The sequence below is a fragment of the Avibacterium sp. 20-126 genome, assembly GCF_044358625.1.
Classification (GTDB): Bacteria; Pseudomonadota; Gammaproteobacteria; order Enterobacterales; family Pasteurellaceae; genus Avibacterium.
Genome location: NZ_CP091457.1, coordinates 1,783,303 through 1,799,408, shown reverse-complemented (window position 1 = coordinate 1,799,408; position 16,106 = coordinate 1,783,303). Strand labels below are relative to the sequence as shown.

At 41.0% G+C, this 16,106-nt stretch carries 14 protein-coding genes; 13 read left to right on the top strand and 1 reads right to left on the bottom strand.

Going from position 1 to position 16,106, the window contains the following annotated elements:
- The 13 genes from murE (at nucleotide 1) to lpxC (ending at nucleotide 15,064) form a co-directional block, all read left to right on the top strand.
- Entirely contained in the window at nucleotides 1-1,476 is a 1,476-nt protein-coding gene (gene murE, locus L4F91_RS08435) for a UDP-N-acetylmuramoyl-L-alanyl-D-glutamate--2,6-diaminopimelate ligase (protein WP_395895934.1), read from the top strand.
- Entirely contained in the window at nucleotides 1,473-2,855 is a 1,383-nt protein-coding gene (murF, locus tag L4F91_RS08430; RefSeq protein ID WP_395895932.1) for a UDP-N-acetylmuramoyl-tripeptide--D-alanyl-D-alanine ligase, read from the top strand. The genes murE and murF overlap by 4 nt, the downstream gene beginning before the upstream one ends.
- Entirely contained in the window at nucleotides 2,849-3,931 is a 1,083-nt protein-coding gene (gene mraY / locus L4F91_RS08425; protein ID WP_250349633.1) for a phospho-N-acetylmuramoyl-pentapeptide-transferase, read from the top strand. The genes murF and mraY overlap by 7 nt, the downstream gene beginning before the upstream one ends.
- A 19-nt stretch (nucleotides 3,932-3,950) precedes the next feature.
- On the top strand, nucleotides 3,951-5,261 hold the full coding sequence (gene murD / locus L4F91_RS08420; RefSeq protein ID WP_395895930.1) for a UDP-N-acetylmuramoyl-L-alanine--D-glutamate ligase: 1,311 nt from the start codon (nucleotides 3,951-3,953) through the stop codon (nucleotides 5,259-5,261).
- Nucleotides 5,262-5,271: 10 nt separating this feature from the next.
- The gene (gene ftsW, locus L4F91_RS08415; RefSeq protein WP_395895928.1) at nucleotides 5,272-6,450 is read left to right on the top strand and encodes a putative lipid II flippase FtsW; all 1,179 of its coding nucleotides are present in this window, start codon (nucleotides 5,272-5,274) and stop codon (nucleotides 6,448-6,450) included.
- Between the two features lie 16 nt (nucleotides 6,451-6,466).
- Nucleotides 6,467-7,525, top strand: a complete 1,059-nt coding sequence (gene murG, locus L4F91_RS08410; protein ID WP_395895926.1) for an undecaprenyldiphospho-muramoylpentapeptide beta-N-acetylglucosaminyltransferase — start codon at nucleotides 6,467-6,469, stop codon at nucleotides 7,523-7,525.
- 23 nt (nucleotides 7,526-7,548) lie between these two features.
- Nucleotides 7,549-8,979 carry a UDP-N-acetylmuramate--L-alanine ligase gene (murC, locus tag L4F91_RS08405; protein ID WP_395895924.1) on the top strand — a complete coding sequence of 477 codons (1,431 nt, stop codon included), beginning with the start codon at nucleotides 7,549-7,551 and terminating at the stop codon, nucleotides 8,977-8,979.
- Between the two features lie 11 nt (nucleotides 8,980-8,990).
- Nucleotides 8,991-9,917 carry a D-alanine--D-alanine ligase gene (locus L4F91_RS08400; protein ID WP_395895922.1) on the top strand — a complete coding sequence of 309 codons (927 nt, stop codon included), beginning with the start codon at nucleotides 8,991-8,993 and terminating at the stop codon, nucleotides 9,915-9,917.
- Complete coding sequence (locus L4F91_RS08395; RefSeq protein WP_395895920.1) at nucleotides 9,917-10,687, top strand: cell division protein FtsQ/DivIB; 771 nt, start codon at nucleotides 9,917-9,919, stop codon at nucleotides 10,685-10,687. Before L4F91_RS08400 ends, L4F91_RS08395 begins: the two co-directional genes overlap by 1 nt.
- Before the next feature lie 24 nt (nucleotides 10,688-10,711).
- Nucleotides 10,712-11,989, top strand: a complete 1,278-nt coding sequence (ftsA, locus tag L4F91_RS08390) for a cell division protein FtsA (protein WP_250349639.1) — start codon at nucleotides 10,712-10,714, stop codon at nucleotides 11,987-11,989.
- Between the two features lie 32 nt (nucleotides 11,990-12,021).
- Nucleotides 12,022-12,624, top strand: a complete 603-nt coding sequence (locus L4F91_RS08385; protein ID WP_395895918.1) for a hypothetical protein — start codon at nucleotides 12,022-12,024, stop codon at nucleotides 12,622-12,624.
- 172 nt (nucleotides 12,625-12,796) lie between these two features.
- Nucleotides 12,797-14,104: a cell division protein FtsZ gene (gene ftsZ, locus L4F91_RS08380; protein WP_250349641.1), complete on the top strand. Its 1,308-nt coding sequence runs from the start codon at nucleotides 12,797-12,799 to the stop codon at nucleotides 14,102-14,104.
- Nucleotides 14,105-14,146: 42 nt separating this feature from the next.
- Nucleotides 14,147-15,064: a UDP-3-O-acyl-N-acetylglucosamine deacetylase gene (gene lpxC / locus L4F91_RS08375; RefSeq protein WP_250349642.1), complete on the top strand. Its 918-nt coding sequence runs from the start codon at nucleotides 14,147-14,149 to the stop codon at nucleotides 15,062-15,064.
- A 62-nt stretch (nucleotides 15,065-15,126) separates the two neighbouring features.
- Here the strand turns inward: lpxC and L4F91_RS08370 are convergent, their stop codons facing one another.
- Entirely contained in the window at nucleotides 15,127-16,047 is a 921-nt protein-coding gene (locus L4F91_RS08370) for a LysR family transcriptional regulator (protein WP_395895914.1), read from the bottom strand.
- Nucleotides 16,048-16,106: the final 59 nt, after the last annotated feature.

Genomic DNA, 16,106 nt, shown 5'->3' with positions numbered 1-16,106 from the left:
ATGAAAAAACTCACCGCACTTTTGGGGATAAACCATTTGCCTCAAGAGGTTGAGCTGACCGAAATGACCTTAGACAGCCGCTCTGTAAAGACTGGCTGTCTTTTCGTTGCGATAAAAGGGCATCAAACAGACGGTAGAAATTATATTCCACAAGCTATTGTCAATGGGGCAAGTGCGGTGCTTTTTGAGGCAGATTTTCCGCAACAACATTTAGCCGTCAAAATGGAACAAGGTATTCCGCTTATCGCTTATTATGAGTTAGCATCACATTTATCTCATCTTGCAGGGCAATTTTATGATGATCCTTCTCATCATTTAACATTAGTCGGTGTAACAGGCACGAATGGTAAAACCACGGTAGCTCAGCTTTTGGCGCAGTGGGCGAACTTGCTTGGACATCACAGCGCGGTAATGGGGACAATTGGGAATGGGTTGCTTGGGCAGATAAAGGAAGCGGCAAACACCACCGGCTCAGCCATTGAAATTCAATCTACGTTGGCTCATTTTATGCAAGCTGGGGCAGATTTTGCAGCAATTGAAGTGTCTTCCCACGGTTTAGTACAACATCGTGTTGAAGCCTTGCAATTTGCTGTGGCGATTTTTACCAATCTGAGCCGTGATCATCTTGATTATCATCATACAATGGAAAATTATGCGGCGGCGAAATATCGTTTATTCAGCGAATTAGCGACTCAGCATAAAGTGATTAATGCTGATGATCCCGTTGGTGCACAATGGTTGCAGGCATTGCCGAATGCTATTGCAGTAAGTGTAAAAGCTGATTATCAACCAACGCATCAACAATGGTTAAAAGCAGAGCAAATCCAATTTCATCATCAAGGCGCGGTAATTCATTTTGCGTCCAGTTGGGGCAAGGGAGAATTACATAGCCCATTGATCGGTGCATTTAATGTCAGCAATTTATTATTCGCTTTTGCAAGCCTCCTTGCTTTAGGTTATTCCTTAACCGAACTCTGCCAAAGTGCGGCAAAATTACAGGGCGTTTGTGGGCGAATGGAGCGTTTGAATGCCCCAAACCAAGCAACCGCTATCGTGGATTATGCCCACACGCCAGATGCATTAGAAAAAGCGTTGCAAGCAGCACGCTTACATTGTGAGGGTGTGCTTTACTGTGTTTTTGGTTGCGGTGGCGATCGAGATACGGGCAAACGTCCAGAAATGGCACGCATTGCAGAACAGTTTGCTGATTTCGTGATTGTTACTGATGATAACCCACGCACTGAAGATGCAACGAAAATTATGCAAGACATTCAAGCTGGATTTGTTGATTTAACCAAGGTGAAGATTATTCATCAGCGTGATCAAGCAATTAGACAAGCACTTACAATGGCGCAACCACAAGATGTGGTGCTGATTGCGGGTAAAGGCCACGAAGATTATCAAATTATTGGCACAAGCAAATTGCCATTTTCCGATCAAGCCACGGTAAAACAATATTTTAGTGAAACAAAATGATTAAATTAACGACACAACAATTGGCGAATATTCTCAATGGCACACTTTCTGGTGAAAGTGGTGTGGTGATTGAAAATATCAGCACGGATACCCGTCAAACCAATCCACAAGGCGTATTCTTTGCCTTGAAAGGCGAGCGATTTGATGGCCATCAATATTTAGCCAATGCCGTAGAACAAGGGGCATTGGCGGTGATTGTGGATCACCTATGTGAAATTAACGTACCACAGATCATTGTGGCTGATACTCGCTTTGCTTTAGGACAATTGGGCAAATGGTTAAAAGCAGAAATTAACCCTTTAACTGTGGCAATAACAGGATCATCAGGCAAGACCACGGTAAAAGAAATGACGGCTGCCATTTTGCAACAAAGTGCGGGGGATTTTTCTCAGGTTTTATTTACCAACGGTAATTTTAATAACGATATTGGCGTGCCATTAACCCTATTACGTCTTACGCCACAACATAAATTTGCGGTGATCGAATTAGGTGCGAATCATCTTGGTGAAATTGCTTACACCACCGAATTAGTGCGTCCTAATGTAGCAATGGTCAATAATGTTGCCGCCGCACATTTAGAAGGTTTTGGCAGCCTTGCTGGGGTAGCACAAGCCAAAGGGGAAATTTATCAAGGCTTAGTACCGCAAGGCATTGCGTTAATTAATTTAGACTGCAATTATTTATCTGATTGGCAAAAGAATATCGCCGATCATCAAGTGCGGTCGTTTTCTTTAACAAATTCACAAGCTGATTTTTACGCCACAGAAATTCAGCTCAACGAGCAAGGATCGCAATTTATCTTACACAGTCCGCAAGGGGATATTGCAATTCAGTTACCTTATTTAGGTGAACATAATATCAGTAATGCCTTAGCCGCTGCTGCTTTGGCAATGAATGTGGGGGCAACGCTTTCTGATGTGCAACGAGGTTTGGCAACAGGGACAAAAGTGAAAGGGCGTTTATTCCCCATTCAGCCTTGCAAAAATTTATTGTTACTTGATGATACATACAACGCCAATGTGGATTCTTTGCAATCGGCGATTCAAGTGTTACAAAAATATCCCGCTTTTCGCATTTTAATTGTTGGCGATATGGCAGAATTAGGCGAAAATAGTCAGTTTTGTCATCAGCAAGTGGCAGAGGCTGCACAAGCCGCACAACTAGATTTTGTTGTAAGTTATGGTAAGGAAAGTGCCGTAATTTCAGCCCAATGTGGCGGAACGCATTTTTCTCAACAAAATCAATTAGCTGATTTTGTTATTGAATTAGTTAAAGAAAAATTAGCACAAAATCAATCTGTCGTGGTGTTAGCCAAAGGCTCTCGCCGAATGCAATTAGAAAATGTGATTGAATTATTAAAGGATAGCTTCCAATGTTAGTTTGGCTCGCAGAATATCTGCAACAATACCAGAGTGGTTTTAATGTTATTTCTTATATTACCGTACGTGCGATCTTGGCATTATTAACGGCATTGTTAATTTCTTTATGGATTGGACCAAAAGTGATCCGCCGCTTACAAATTCTAAAATTTGGGCAAGAAGTGCGTAATGACGGGCCAGAAAGCCATTTAAGCAAAAAAGGTACCCCAACCATGGGGGGGATTATGATTTTATTCGCCATTACCGTCAGTACATTGCTTTGGGCGAATTTAGCCAATCCTTATATCTGGTTTAGCTTACTGGTTTTGCTCGGTTATGGCGTGGTGGGTTTTGTGGACGATTACCGCAAAATCACCCGCAAAAATACAGATGGCTTAATTGCACGCTGGAAATATTTTTGGCTTTCTGCGATTGCCTTAGTGGCGGTGTTTGGTATGTATGCAGTCGGCAAAGATACCGATGCAACACGCCTTGTTGTGCCATTTTTTAAAGAAGTGATGCCACAGCTTGGCTTATTCTATGTTGTGTTAGCCTATTTTGTTATTGTTGGCACAAGTAATGCGGTAAATTTAACCGATGGCTTAGATGGACTTGCCATTATGCCAACGGTATTTGTTGCTGGTGCATTTGCCTTGATTGCGTGGGCAACGGGTAACATAGAATGGGCGAATTATTTGTATATTCCGCATATAAAATATACTTCTGAATTGGTCGTGTTTTGTACTGCGATTGTTGGGGCGGGATTAGGTTTCCTTTGGTTTAATACTTACCCAGCACAAGTTTTTATGGGCGATGTGGGATCACTTGCGCTAGGTGGCGCATTAGGCGTGGTTGCAGTGCTTGTGCGGCAAGAATTTCTATTAGTGATTATGGGCGGGGTTTTTGTGATGGAAACGCTGTCAGTGATTTTGCAAGTGGGTTCTTACAAACTGCGTAAACAACGTATTTTTCGTATGGCACCCATTCATCACCATTTTGAATTAAAAGGCTGGCCTGAGCCGCGTGTGATTATCCGCTTTTGGATTATTTCCTTAATGCTTGTATTACTTGGCTTGGTTACGTTGAAATTACGTTAGAAAAGGGTGAAAGCAAACAATGAATCAATATCAAGATAAAAATATCTGTGTGGTTGGCTTGGGGAAAACCGGTCTGTCTTGTGTGGAATATTTGCTTGCTCAACAAGCAAAGGTTCGTGTGATGGATACCCGCCAATCACCTACTGGTGTAGAGCAGTTGGGGAAAAATGTTCTCGTGCATACAGGAAGCCTGAACTCACAATGGTTGTTGGAAAGCGATATGATTGTGATAAGCCCCGGGCTTGCGGTAAAAACACCAGAAATTTACACCGCACTTCAAGCTGGCGTTGAAGTGGTGGGCGATATTGAATTGTTTTGCCGTGCCGCAGATAAACCGATTATTGCGATTACCGGTTCAAATGGAAAAAGTACCGTTACCACACTGGTAGCTGAAATGGCGAAAGCAGCGGGCTTGAAAGTGGGAATGGGCGGTAATATTGGTATTCCAGCGCTTTCTTTACTTGCACAACATCACGATATTTATGTATTGGAGCTATCAAGCTTTCAACTAGAAACCACTTATAGCTTAAAAGCCGTTGCTGCCACTGTGCTGAATGTGAGTGAAGATCATATGAATCGCTATGTGGATTTAGAAGATTATCGTCAAGCGAAGTTAAAAATTTATCATCATTGCCAAACTGCAGTAATTAACGCCGAAGATTCACTCACTCAACAAGAAGGCAGCTTGCGAGCGAAAAAACAAGTCAGTTTCGCCGAACATAATGCGGATTATTGGTTAAAAACAGAAAACGGTAAACAATATTTAATGGCATACGATGAGGTGATATTACCTTGTGATGAAATCAGATTGACAGGTCGCCATAATTATATGAATGCGCTTGCTGCCATTGCCCTTGCACAAAGTGCGGGGATAAATTTGCAAGGAATTTGCACCGCACTGCGTGAGTTTACCGGTTTAGATCACCGCTTTCAATTAGCTCATTTGGCGCAGGGGGTACGTTGGATTAACGATTCCAAAGCCACTAATGTCGGTAGCACCGTTGCCGCACTCACTGGCTTGCAAGTGGCGGGTAAACTTTATTTATTGCTCGGTGGAGACGGCAAAGGGGCTGATTTTTCTGAACTCGCTGTGCTGATTAATCAACCACATATTGAATGTTATTGCTTTGGGCAAGATGGTGCAAAACTGGCACAACTTTCTACGCAAAGTCATTTATTTGACACAATGGAACAGGCGATAGAGGATTTTCGTGCAAAACTAAAAGAGGGCGATATGGTGTTACTTTCCCCTGCTTGCGCGAGTCTTGATCAATTTGCCTCGTTTGAAAAACGCGGTGAGGAATTTACTCGTTTAGCGAAATTAAGTTAGAGAATCATCAATGCAGTTTATTGAAAAGTTAAAAGCCCAGTTAAGAATCACACCAAATAATTTGCTCTACGATAGAGCATTATTATGGTTGTTTTTGAGTTTGCTCGTGATTGGATTGATCGCCGTATCCTCGGCATCTATTCCTGTGGGGGCGAGATTATTCAATGATTCTTTTTATTTTGCAAAACGTGATGCCATTTATGTGGTGTTGTCTATTTTTGCTTGCTACACCGTCTTAAATATCCCAATGACGTTTTGGGAAAAATATTATGGCTATATTTTTTGGATCGCAATCATTTTGCTCGTAATGGTGCTTATTCCGGGGATTGGGGCAAGAATTAACGGGGCGAGACGCTGGATTCCATTGATTTTCTTTAATTTCCAACCCGCTGAATTTGCGAAGTTGGCACTCACTTGTTTTTTGGCGAGCTATTTTACCCGTCGTTACGATGAAGTGCGCAGCCGCAAACTCAGTGCTTTCAAGCCATTCATTGTAATGGGAGTATTGGGCGCTTTATTATTGTTGCAACCCGATTTAGGAAGTACCGTTGTATTATTTGTGATTACTTTTGGCTTGCTTTGGATTGTCGGAGCAAATCTCTGGCAATTCTTAGCGTTGGGTTGTTCTGGCGTATTGCTTGTATTATGGCTAGCGATTTCATCAGCTTACCGCTTTAAACGTTTAACGGGGTTTTCCGATCCCTTCAAAGACCCTTATGGTACGGGATTTCAGCTTTCAAACTCATTAATGGCGTTTGGTCGAGGCGAAATTACAGGTGAAGGATTGGGAAACTCCATTCAGAAATTAGAATATTTACCCGAAGCCCATACTGACTTTGTGATGGCGGTAGTTGGAGAAGAGTTTGGTTTAATCGGCATTTTATTTGTCATTGCATTGTTAGCATTATTGGTGTTTAGGGCAATGAAAATTGGGCGAGAATCATTACAACTAGAGCAACGTTTCAAAGGGTTTTTCGCCTTCGGTATCAGTTTTTGGGTTTTCTTCCAAGGCTTTGTGAATTTAGGAATGGCATTAGGTTTATTACCGACCAAAGGATTAACCTTCCCCTTGGTAAGTTATGGGGGATCAAGTTTGATTATTATGTCGGTGTGTATCGGCATTTTATTGCGCATTGATCACGAAAATCGACTGATGCGAAGTGGACACGCACGCTTGCGTGATGATTAAGACAAAAGGATAAATTGTGGCACAACAAAAAAAACGTTTATTGGTGATGGCGGGGGGGACTGGCGGACACGTTTTCCCAGCTATTGCGGTTGCACAATATTTACAGCAACAAGGTTGGCAGATCTGTTGGCTTGGTACGCAAGATCGTATGGAAGCGCAATTAGTGCCGAAGCACGGTATCCCGATTAAATTTATTCAAATTTCTGGTTTGCGAGGTAAAGGAATAAAAGCCTTACTTGCCGCGCCATTTAAAATTGTGCGGGCAATTTTCCAAGCGAAAAAAATTATTCAAGATTATCAACCTAATGCCGTGCTTGGTATGGGGGGGTATGTTTCTGGCCCGGGTGGTGTGGCAGCAAAATTGTGTGCAGTTCCCATTGTGTTACACGAACAGAATGCGGTGGCAGGATTGACCAATTCTTGGCTGGCTAAAATTGCAACGCGCGTATTGCAAGCCTTTCCTCACACTTTCCCGAATACTGAAGTCGTGGGCAACCCTGTTCGTCAATCTTTATTCGCAATGCCAAGCCCCGCCGAGCGTTTTGCCGCGCGTTCAGGAAAATTAAATGTGCTTGTGGTGGGGGGAAGTCAAGGCGCGCGCGTATTAAATCTCACCTTACCAAAAGTGGTGGAGGCATTAGGGGATAAATTGACCGTTCGTCACCAAGTTGGGGCAAATATGTCAGAAAAAATCACCGCACTTTATCCGCCAGGGGCGGATGTACAAGTAACAGATTTTATTGATGATATGGCGGAGGCCTATGGCTGGGCGGATATTGTTATTTGCCGTTCCGGTGCTTTAACCGTGTGTGAACTTGCAGCTGTCGGAACACCAGCGATTTTTGTGCCATTCCAACATAAAGATAGACAGCAATATTTGAATGCAAAATATTTAGCTGATGTGGGCGCAGCCAAAATTATTGAGCAAAAAGATCTCAGTGCAGAAGCACTTATTGAGATGTTGAACCAATTTGATCGTAGCCAATTATTAACAATGGCAGAAAAAGCCAAAGCAATGGCCACACCTCAATCTGCTCAGCAAGTAGCCGAGGTGATTATGGCGGTGGCAAAATAAGAATAAAAGCAAGAGGCAGAGCAATGAAAGAATTTCAAAAACGAGTAAGACAAACCGTGCCAGAAATGCGTCGCGTGAAACAAATTCATTTTGTCGGTATTGGTGGTGCGGGAATGGGCGGTATCGCGGAAGTATTATTAAATGAAGGCTATCAAGTCACGGGATCGGATATTGCGGAAAATGCGGTAACTCAACGCCTAAGTGCATTGGGGGCAAAAATTTATTTTTCTCACCAACCCGCTAATGTAGATGGCGCCAGTGTGGTGGTGGTATCCAGTGCGATTAAAGAAGATAATGTTGAGGTCGTGGAAGCGCACAATAACCGTATTCCCGTTATCCAACGTGCGCAAATGTTAGCGGAGATTATGCGATTCCGCCACGGCATTGCTATTGCAGGAACACACGGAAAAACTACAACAACAGCAATGATTTCAATGATTTATGCACAAGCAGGACTTGATCCTACCTTTGTAAATGGCGGATTAGTGAAATCAGCAGGGACAAATGCACATTTAGGAGCAAGCCGTTATTTAATCGCTGAAGCAGATGAAAGTGATGCCTCTTTTTTACACTTACAGCCAATGGTTTCTGTGGTAACAAATATTGAACCCGATCATATGGAAACCTATCACGGTGATTTTGAAGAAATGAAACAAACCTATGTCAATTTCTTACATAATTTACCGTTTTATGGCTTAGCGGTAATGTGTGCAGATGATCCTGTGTTACTTGAACTTATTCCAAAAGTGGGGCGTCAGGTGATCACTTATGGCTTTAATGAAAATGCCGATTATCGCATTGAAGATTATCAGCAAACAGGTTTTCAAGGCCATTACACGGTTGTTACACCGCAAGGTGAACGGGTGAATGTGTTGCTTAACGTCCCGGGTAAACATAATGCGCTAAATGCAACGGCAGCCTTTGCCGTGGCAAAAGAAGAAGGGATTAGCAATGAGGCTATTTTAGCCGCCTTAGCCGATTTCCAAGGGGCAGGACGTCGTTTTGATCAGCTTGGTCAATTTATTCGTCCAAATGGAAAAGTAATGTTAGTGGACGATTATGGACATCATCCGACTGAAGTGGGCGTAACCATTGAAGCGGCAAAAAAAGGTTGGGAAAATAAGCGAATTGTGATGATTTTCCAACCGCATCGTTATTCGCGTACTCGAGATCTGTTTGATGATTTCGTGCAAGTATTATCGCAAGTGGATGTGCTATTGATGCTCGATGTGTATGCTGCAGGTGAAGCACCTATTGCAGGAGCTGATAGTCGTTCATTGTGTCGTTCGATTCGTAATTTAGGTAAAGTCGATCCGATTTTTGTCGCTGAACAGGAAAGCCTTGCGCAAATCTTAGATCAGGTGATTCAAGATGGAGATCTGATTTTGGCGCAAGGGGCGGGTAATGTGAGTAAGTTATCCCGTCAATTAGCAACAAATTGGGCTGAAAATTAATTGGAAGCAGTATGAAGAAAACATTAAAACAAGAAAAAATTGCCGTATTACTTGGGGGAACTTCAGCAGAGCGTGAAGTATCGCTTAATTCCGGTGAAGCGGTGCTTAATGCCTTAAAAAATCTAGGTTATGATGCTCACCCAATTGATCCTAAAACGTTTCCCGTGGCGGAATTAAAACAACAAGGATTTGATCGCGTATTTAATATTTTACACGGACGTGGTGGCGAAGATGGCACAATGCAGGGATTGCTTGAGCAAATAGGTCTTCCTTACACTGGCTGTGGGGTAATGGCATCCGCTTTAACAATGGATAAAATGCGTACTAAGATGCTGTGGAAGGCCTTTGGTTTACCTGTGGCGAATATGGAAATCGTAACGAAATCAACAGTCTCTGAACTAAATCCTGCCGCTGTTGTCGAAAAATTAGGTCTGCCATTAATGGTGAAACCTTCGTTGGAGGGGTCAAGTGTAGGTTTAAAGAAAGTCAATCATCTTGATGAATTACAAAGTGCGGTGGAATTTGCGTTAGGTTTTGATGATACAATTTTGATTGAAGAATGGCTTGCTGGTGATGAATTTACTGTGCCTGTTTTAGACAATGAAGTGCTCCCTGCTATTAAAATTGTTCCTGAAGGCGAATTTTATGATTATGAAGCAAAATATGTTTCTGATAATACGCAATATTTTTGTCCAGCCGGTTTAACTGATGAGCGTGAACAGGAATTACGTCAATTAGTCAAGCGTGCTTATGATGCAGTAGGTTGCCGTGGTTGGAGCCGTATTGATGTGATGATGGATGGTGAAGGACAATTCCGCTTAGTGGAAGTCAACACTAACCCGGGAATGACGAGCCATAGTTTATTCCCGAAATCAGCGGCGAGTGTTGGTTATTCTTTTGAACAGTTAGTAGAGAAAATTTTGGAGCTGAGTGTTTAATGAAGTTATGGCGGCATAAAGCGATACAAAGCATACGCACGGGGGAGCCAAGATCTCGCTTTTTTATGCAGGTCAAGCCATTAATTGTGCTATTATGTCTAGGGTTACTGTTTTATGTTTACTCAAATTGGCAAAACTGGCTGGAAAAATTAGATGATCGTCCAATTAGTGCCTTTAATCTGGTAGGAACGCCTGCATTCACCACTGATGAAGATGTGCGTGATATGCTGATAAAAATGGGCGATCTTAAAGGTTTTTTTGGACAAGATGTAAGTTTAGTTCGTGAGCAAATTCAAAAAATGCCTTGGGTCAAACAAGCCGTAGTGAGAAAAATTTGGCCTGATCGCCTTAATATTTTAGTGAGTGAATATACACCTGTCGCAGTTTGGAACGATAATGAATTTTTATCTAGTGATGGCGTGGTGTTTAAATTGCCAATGGATAAGTTGCAAGATAAAAACTTACCGCATTTAGCAGGGCCTGATTATCAAAGTTTAGTCGTACTGGATGCGTGGAAAAAGATTTATCAAGATCTTAAAACAAAAGGCTTAACGTTAAAATCTGTTGCAATTGATGATCGCGAAGCTTGGCAATTAGAACTTGATAATGGCGTATTATTAAAATTAGGACGCGGAGAATGGAAAAGCAAACTTGATCGTTTTGCTACCATTTATCCGCAAATTGAAGTTCCTGAAAATAAAAAGTTATCCTATGTTGATCTACGCTATAAAGTGGGGGCAGCAATAGGAATGATTGATATAAACGAATAATTTTACCTGATAAGAAGTTAGAAAATGGCAAAGATTGTGGAATCAAAAACGATTGTCGGATTGGAAGTTGGTACTTCTAAAGTCGTCGCTGTTGTGGGTGAAGTGTTGCCAGACGGCGTAGTAAATATCTTAGGTGTAGGAAGTTGCCCTTCTAAAGGGATTGATAAAGGCAGCATTACTGATCTCAATGCAGTGGTTACCTCTATTCAACGTGCGATTGAGGCAGCCGAATCAGTGGCAGATTGCCAGATTATGAGCGTTACTTTAGCGATTACGGGCGATCACATTCAAAGCTTGAATGAAAGTGGCTTTGTTCCTATTGCCGAAGGAGAAGTTACGCAAGATGAAATTGATTCCGCAATGCACACCGCTAGCTCAGTGAGAATGGGCGAAGGGCTTTCCTTATTGCACATTATTCCACAAGAATATGCGGTAGATAAGCAGGTAAATATTAAAGATCCCCTTGGTTTACAAGGTGTACGTTTAAAAGCGCAAGCGCATTTGATTGCTTGTCACCAAGATTGGCAAAACAATCTTAAAAAAGCCGTAGAGCGTTGTAAATTAAAAGTGGATAAAATCGTTTATTCAGGCGTTGCATCAGGTTGCTCTGTGCTAACTGAAGATGAGAAAGATCTTGGTGTTTGCTTAATTGATTTTGGTGCAGGCACAATGGATATTGTCGTTTACACTAATGGGGCATTACGTTTTAGTAAAGTCATTCCTTATGCAGGAAATCGTGTTACCGATGATATTGCTTATGCTTGTGAAACATCAAGAACAGAAGCTGAACGGATCAAAGTGAATTATAGCAGTGCGTGGAATCCCCCTTCTTCACACCCAGAAAAACGGATTGAAGTAGCGGGAATTGGCGGACGAGCGCCACGCGTGCTAACCAAAGAACAATTATCTGTTGCCACCTCAGCACGTTATGAAGAATTACTCGGCTTAGTTCGCCAAGAATTAAACCAATTGCAGTATGAACTTGAAAGCAAACAAATGAAGTTTGAATTAATTGCTGGTGTTGTGATTACCGGTGGGGGCGCACAAATTGAAGATTTAAAACAATGTGCTACTAAGGTATTTGGAATGCAAGTACGTGTCGGTAGCCCATTAAATATAACTGGGCTAACGGATTATGTAAATAAACCCCAATATTCTACCGTTGTTGGTTTGTTACAGTATAATCACAATGATGAAGATGAAAGCCCTATTAATGATCAATATGGCTCAGGAGAAAGCTTTTTAGGCGCGGCTTGGGCTGGGGTGAAAAAAATTATGAATAAAGTGCGGTCTGAATTTTAATCAATTTTTATTTAAGCTGAGAGGAAAGAAAAATGGGTGATAAATTATTGATTAGTGTGCTAGGTGTTGGAAGTTATGGTACAAAAAAACTCCAGATGATTATGGATAAAATGCAAAAAAATGCTCAAGACAATACGTTCATTAGCTCGCTCCATAGCAATGAGTTTGCTTTTTATGCTATAGATAACGATAAAGATGTACTCAATACGAGCAAGGCACAAGATAGCTTGCTGCTAAGTGATGAGTCAAATCAAGAAACATTAGTTGCTCAACAAGTAGAAGAAAAATTACGCCAAATGGTTGGTAATAGTGATTTGGTTATCTTAGTTTCAGCTGCTGGTGGTAACACATCCTCAATGGTGATTCCTGCGATTGTAGAGAGTCTTAATGAGATTAAAATCCCATTGGCAGCAGTGGTAGTGAAGCCTTTTGATTTTGAAGGAAGCAAACGTAGTGTAAATGCAGAAATTGCGATCAGCAAAGTGGAAAAATTAGCTACAACGCTTAAGGTATTAGATAATAATAACTTGATCTCAGTACTAAATCATCAGCCTTTGAATGAGGCATTTGCACAAATGGATCGTGAAGTGGTTGAGTTCGTATTGAGTTTTGCTGAAAAACATTTTGTTGCCTAAAATAGAGTGCGGTGAAAAATTTACGATTTTTTGGTTTCTTTTATTATTTTTTGGAATTTTTATTAATAAAGTGCGGTCTGAATTTTGAGAATTTGCATTTTTCATCTACAATAAGAGCAATTTAGGTTTTAATTTTGTGCCAGCAAAACCCTGGCATTAACGGAGAATAACTATGTTTGAACCAGTGGATTATGATCTTGGTGATATGAACGGCGCACTGATTAAGGTCGTTGGTGTTGGCGGTGGTGGCGGTAACGCTGTGGATCATATGGTTGCTAATATGATAAAAAACGATATTGGCGGCACATTAGTGGGGGCTGATGAATTAGCTTTCCCAACTGCAAATGACGAACACGATAGAATTATTTTCTATGCGGTAAATACTGATGCACAAGCCTTGCGTAAAAGCAAAGTACAACAAACCGTTCAAATTGGTGGTTCAACAACCAAAGGACTGGGAGCAGGTGCTAATCCAAATGTTGGTCGTAAAGCCGCAGAAGATGATCAAGAGGCGATTCGTGCAATGCTTGAAGGGGCGGATATGGTATTTATTGCCGCAGGTATGGGCGGTGGTACAGGAACTGGTGCCGCTCCAATTGTTGCGCAAATCGCAAAAGACTTGGGTATCCTTACTGTTGCCGTAGTAACCAAGCCTTTCGCATTTGAAGGTCCAAAGCGTATGCAATTTGCCGAAATGGGAATTAAAGAGCTTTCTAAACACGTTGATTCTTTGATTATCATTCCAAATGAAAAATTATTAAAAGTATTAGGTAAAAACATCAGTTTAGTAAATGCCTTTGCTGCTGCAAATGATATTCTCCGTAATGCAGTAACGGGTATTTCCGATATGATTACTTCTCCCGGCTTAATTAACGTGGACTTTGCAGACGTTCGTACCGTAATGTCTGAAATGGGGCGCGCGATGATGGGATCTGGTGTGGTTGAAGGTGAAGCGGGTGATGGACGTGCAGAGAAAGCAGCACAGGAAGCGGTTGCTAGCCCATTATTGGAAGATGTGGATTTATCTGGGGCAAGAGGCGTGTTAGTTAATGTTACTGCTGGATTTGATTTAACCTTAGATGAATTTACCATAGTGGGAGATACGATTAAGGCCTTTGCCTCAGAAGAGGCAACGGTTGTAGTAGGAACAACCTTAGTACCAGATATGTCGAATGAAATCCGTGTAACCATTGTCGCGACGGGGATTGGTGATATTGATGCACCAGATATTAAAATTGCACCACGTACCGTACCATTAGGTCAGCCAATGCAAAAAGTTAATCAAGAACCATTTGGACAACAGCAAGCAACAGGCTATCAGACGCATAATTCACAAGTGGGGCAAATGCCAAATCGTCCTGCTGATTTAACACATAGAAATATTTTAGATACGCCAATTACTGATCGTTTAAATTCACTTAAAAGAGAAGAAGGCTTAGTGAATGCGAACAGTTTTATGCGTAAACCGGAAGATAAATAAAGGAATAAATCTTATTGTTATTCAATGGATTTAGGAAATATTATGATTAAACAAAGAACCTTAAAACAAAGTATTAAAGTAACGGGTGTTGGGTTACATAGTGGAAACAAAGTCACGCTAACTTTACGCCCAGCAATGGCAAATACCGGTGTTATTTATTGCCGTACGGATTTAAATCCGCCAGTAACTTTCCCTGCCAACGCCAATGCAGTGCGTGATACGATGCTTTGTACCTGCTTGATAAATGAAGAAGGGATTAGAATTTCCACGGTTGAGCATTTAAATGCCGCATTAGCAGGATTAGGGATTGATAATGTGATTATTGAGGTGGACGCACCTGAGATTCCAATTATGGACGGTAGTGCTAGCCCATTTATTTATCTTTTATTAGATGCAGGCATTGAAGAACAAAATGCAGCGAAAAAATTTATTCGCGTGAAAAAGCCAATTCGTGTGGAAGATGGTGATAAATGGGCAGAATTTAAACCTTATAATGGTTTCCGTCTGGATTTCACCATTGATTTTAATCATCCAGCGATTAGTAAAGATGTGCGTAATTATGTGATGGATTTTTCAGCTCAAGCATTCGTGCAACAGATTAGCCGTGCAAGAACCTTTGGTTTTATGAAAGACATCGAATATTTACAATCACAAGGTTTAGCACTTGGTGGCAGCCTAGATAACGCGATCGTGCTTGATGATTATCGCATTTTAAATGAAGATGGTTTACGTTTTAAAGATGAACTCGTTCGTCATAAAATGTTAGATGCGATTGGTGATTTATATATGTGTGGTTATAACATCATTGGCGATTTCAAAGCCTATAAATCAGGACACGGTTTAAATAATAAATTATTAAGAGCCTTGCTTGAAGATCAAGAGGCGTGGGAGTTTGTTACCTTTGAAGATAAGCAGCAAGTACCACAAGGTTATCTCGCACCAAATCAAGTATTTATCTAAATATTAAAAGGAATAAAGCCATATTGAAAAATATGGCTTTATTTTTTACCGCACTTTTTATTTTATTTGCTTTTTGTCATTTCTATCTGATGGACAATACTTTTTAAAATAGTATTTAATTTTTCAAAAACAAATAATACTCGCTCACTCACCACACTTTGATAAGGTCGATATAAATAAAGTTGCCATTTTTGTTTTTCTATTTCAGGGAAAAGCTCTACTAATTTTCCTTGCTCAATATAAGGTTGGCATAAAATATCAATTAACTGCGAGCAAGTGCGTCCAGCTAAGGCGGATTGTAATTCACTATACATATCAGAAGCCAAAAATTTTGGATGGGTTGGAATAAAATGCTGTTGAGAGTTAATTTGCCAGTGCCAAATACGTTTAAGTTTGGGGTTGATCAAACCGCTGAGTGGATAGTTTAATGCAAGATCTTGCAGATTTTCAGGTGTTCCTAAACGCTGTAATAATTTTGGCGAAGCGACAATTTTTTCTTGTATAGTAAAGATGTGATGAGCAATCCAATCTTGTTCTGGTTCAAGGCATACGCGCAACCCAATATCAATTTGATCATCAATCGTTTTTAGCTTATCTAAGGATACACGCCAATCAATCACCAAATCAGGATAAGGCTCGAGGGTAAGCAATAATTCATACAAAAGTTGATCGTTATAAGGCATTGGCGGCAGAGTAATTCTCACAATGCCTTGCATTGCTTTATCATTAATTTTTTGTGAAGAAAACAATCGTTCGCTATCTGCTAATAATTGTTGTGCTTGAGGGAGGAATTGTTCGCCAAATTCTGTCAGTTTAATGCTACGTGTATTACGTTGAAATAAGGGTTCGCCTAGCAGATTTTCTAACTCGGCTATTATGCGTGTTACCACTTGTGGCGATACGGCAAGCCGTTGTGCCGTTTCACGAAAATTTAAGGTTTCACTCGCGACACTAAAATAACGAAGCGCATCAAGTTTATTCATATTATTCCTTTTTTGCGAATAGTCTATTCCAATTTTATTCCTTTTCAACCCAATTATCT

What these genes read in the sequence shown, in the direction of transcription:
- murE (WP_395895934.1), top strand. Translation starts at nt 1, where the DNA reads ATGAAAAAACTCACCGCACTTTTGGGGATAAACCATTTGCCTCAAGAG.
- murF (WP_395895932.1), top strand. Translation starts at nt 1,473, where the DNA reads ATGATTAAATTAACGACACAACAATTGGCGAATATTCTCAATGGCACA.
- mraY (WP_250349633.1), top strand. Translation starts at nt 2,849, where the DNA reads ATGTTAGTTTGGCTCGCAGAATATCTGCAACAATACCAGAGTGGTTTT.
- murD (WP_395895930.1), top strand. Translation starts at nt 3,951, where the DNA reads ATGAATCAATATCAAGATAAAAATATCTGTGTGGTTGGCTTGGGGAAA.
- ftsW (WP_395895928.1), top strand. Translation starts at nt 5,272, where the DNA reads ATGCAGTTTATTGAAAAGTTAAAAGCCCAGTTAAGAATCACACCAAAT.
- murC (WP_395895924.1), top strand. Translation starts at nt 7,549, where the DNA reads ATGAAAGAATTTCAAAAACGAGTAAGACAAACCGTGCCAGAAATGCGT.
- L4F91_RS08400 (WP_395895922.1), top strand. Translation starts at nt 8,991, where the DNA reads ATGAAGAAAACATTAAAACAAGAAAAAATTGCCGTATTACTTGGGGGA.
- L4F91_RS08395 (WP_395895920.1), top strand. Translation starts at nt 9,917, where the DNA reads ATGAAGTTATGGCGGCATAAAGCGATACAAAGCATACGCACGGGGGAG.
- ftsA (WP_250349639.1), top strand. Translation starts at nt 10,712, where the DNA reads ATGGCAAAGATTGTGGAATCAAAAACGATTGTCGGATTGGAAGTTGGT.
- L4F91_RS08385 (WP_395895918.1), top strand. Translation starts at nt 12,022, where the DNA reads ATGGGTGATAAATTATTGATTAGTGTGCTAGGTGTTGGAAGTTATGGT.
- ftsZ (WP_250349641.1), top strand. Translation starts at nt 12,797, where the DNA reads ATGTTTGAACCAGTGGATTATGATCTTGGTGATATGAACGGCGCACTG.
- lpxC (WP_250349642.1), top strand. Translation starts at nt 14,147, where the DNA reads ATGATTAAACAAAGAACCTTAAAACAAAGTATTAAAGTAACGGGTGTT.
- L4F91_RS08370 (WP_395895914.1), bottom strand. Translation starts at nt 16,047, where the DNA reads ATGAATAAACTTGATGCGCTTCGTTATTTTAGTGTCGCGAGTGAAACC.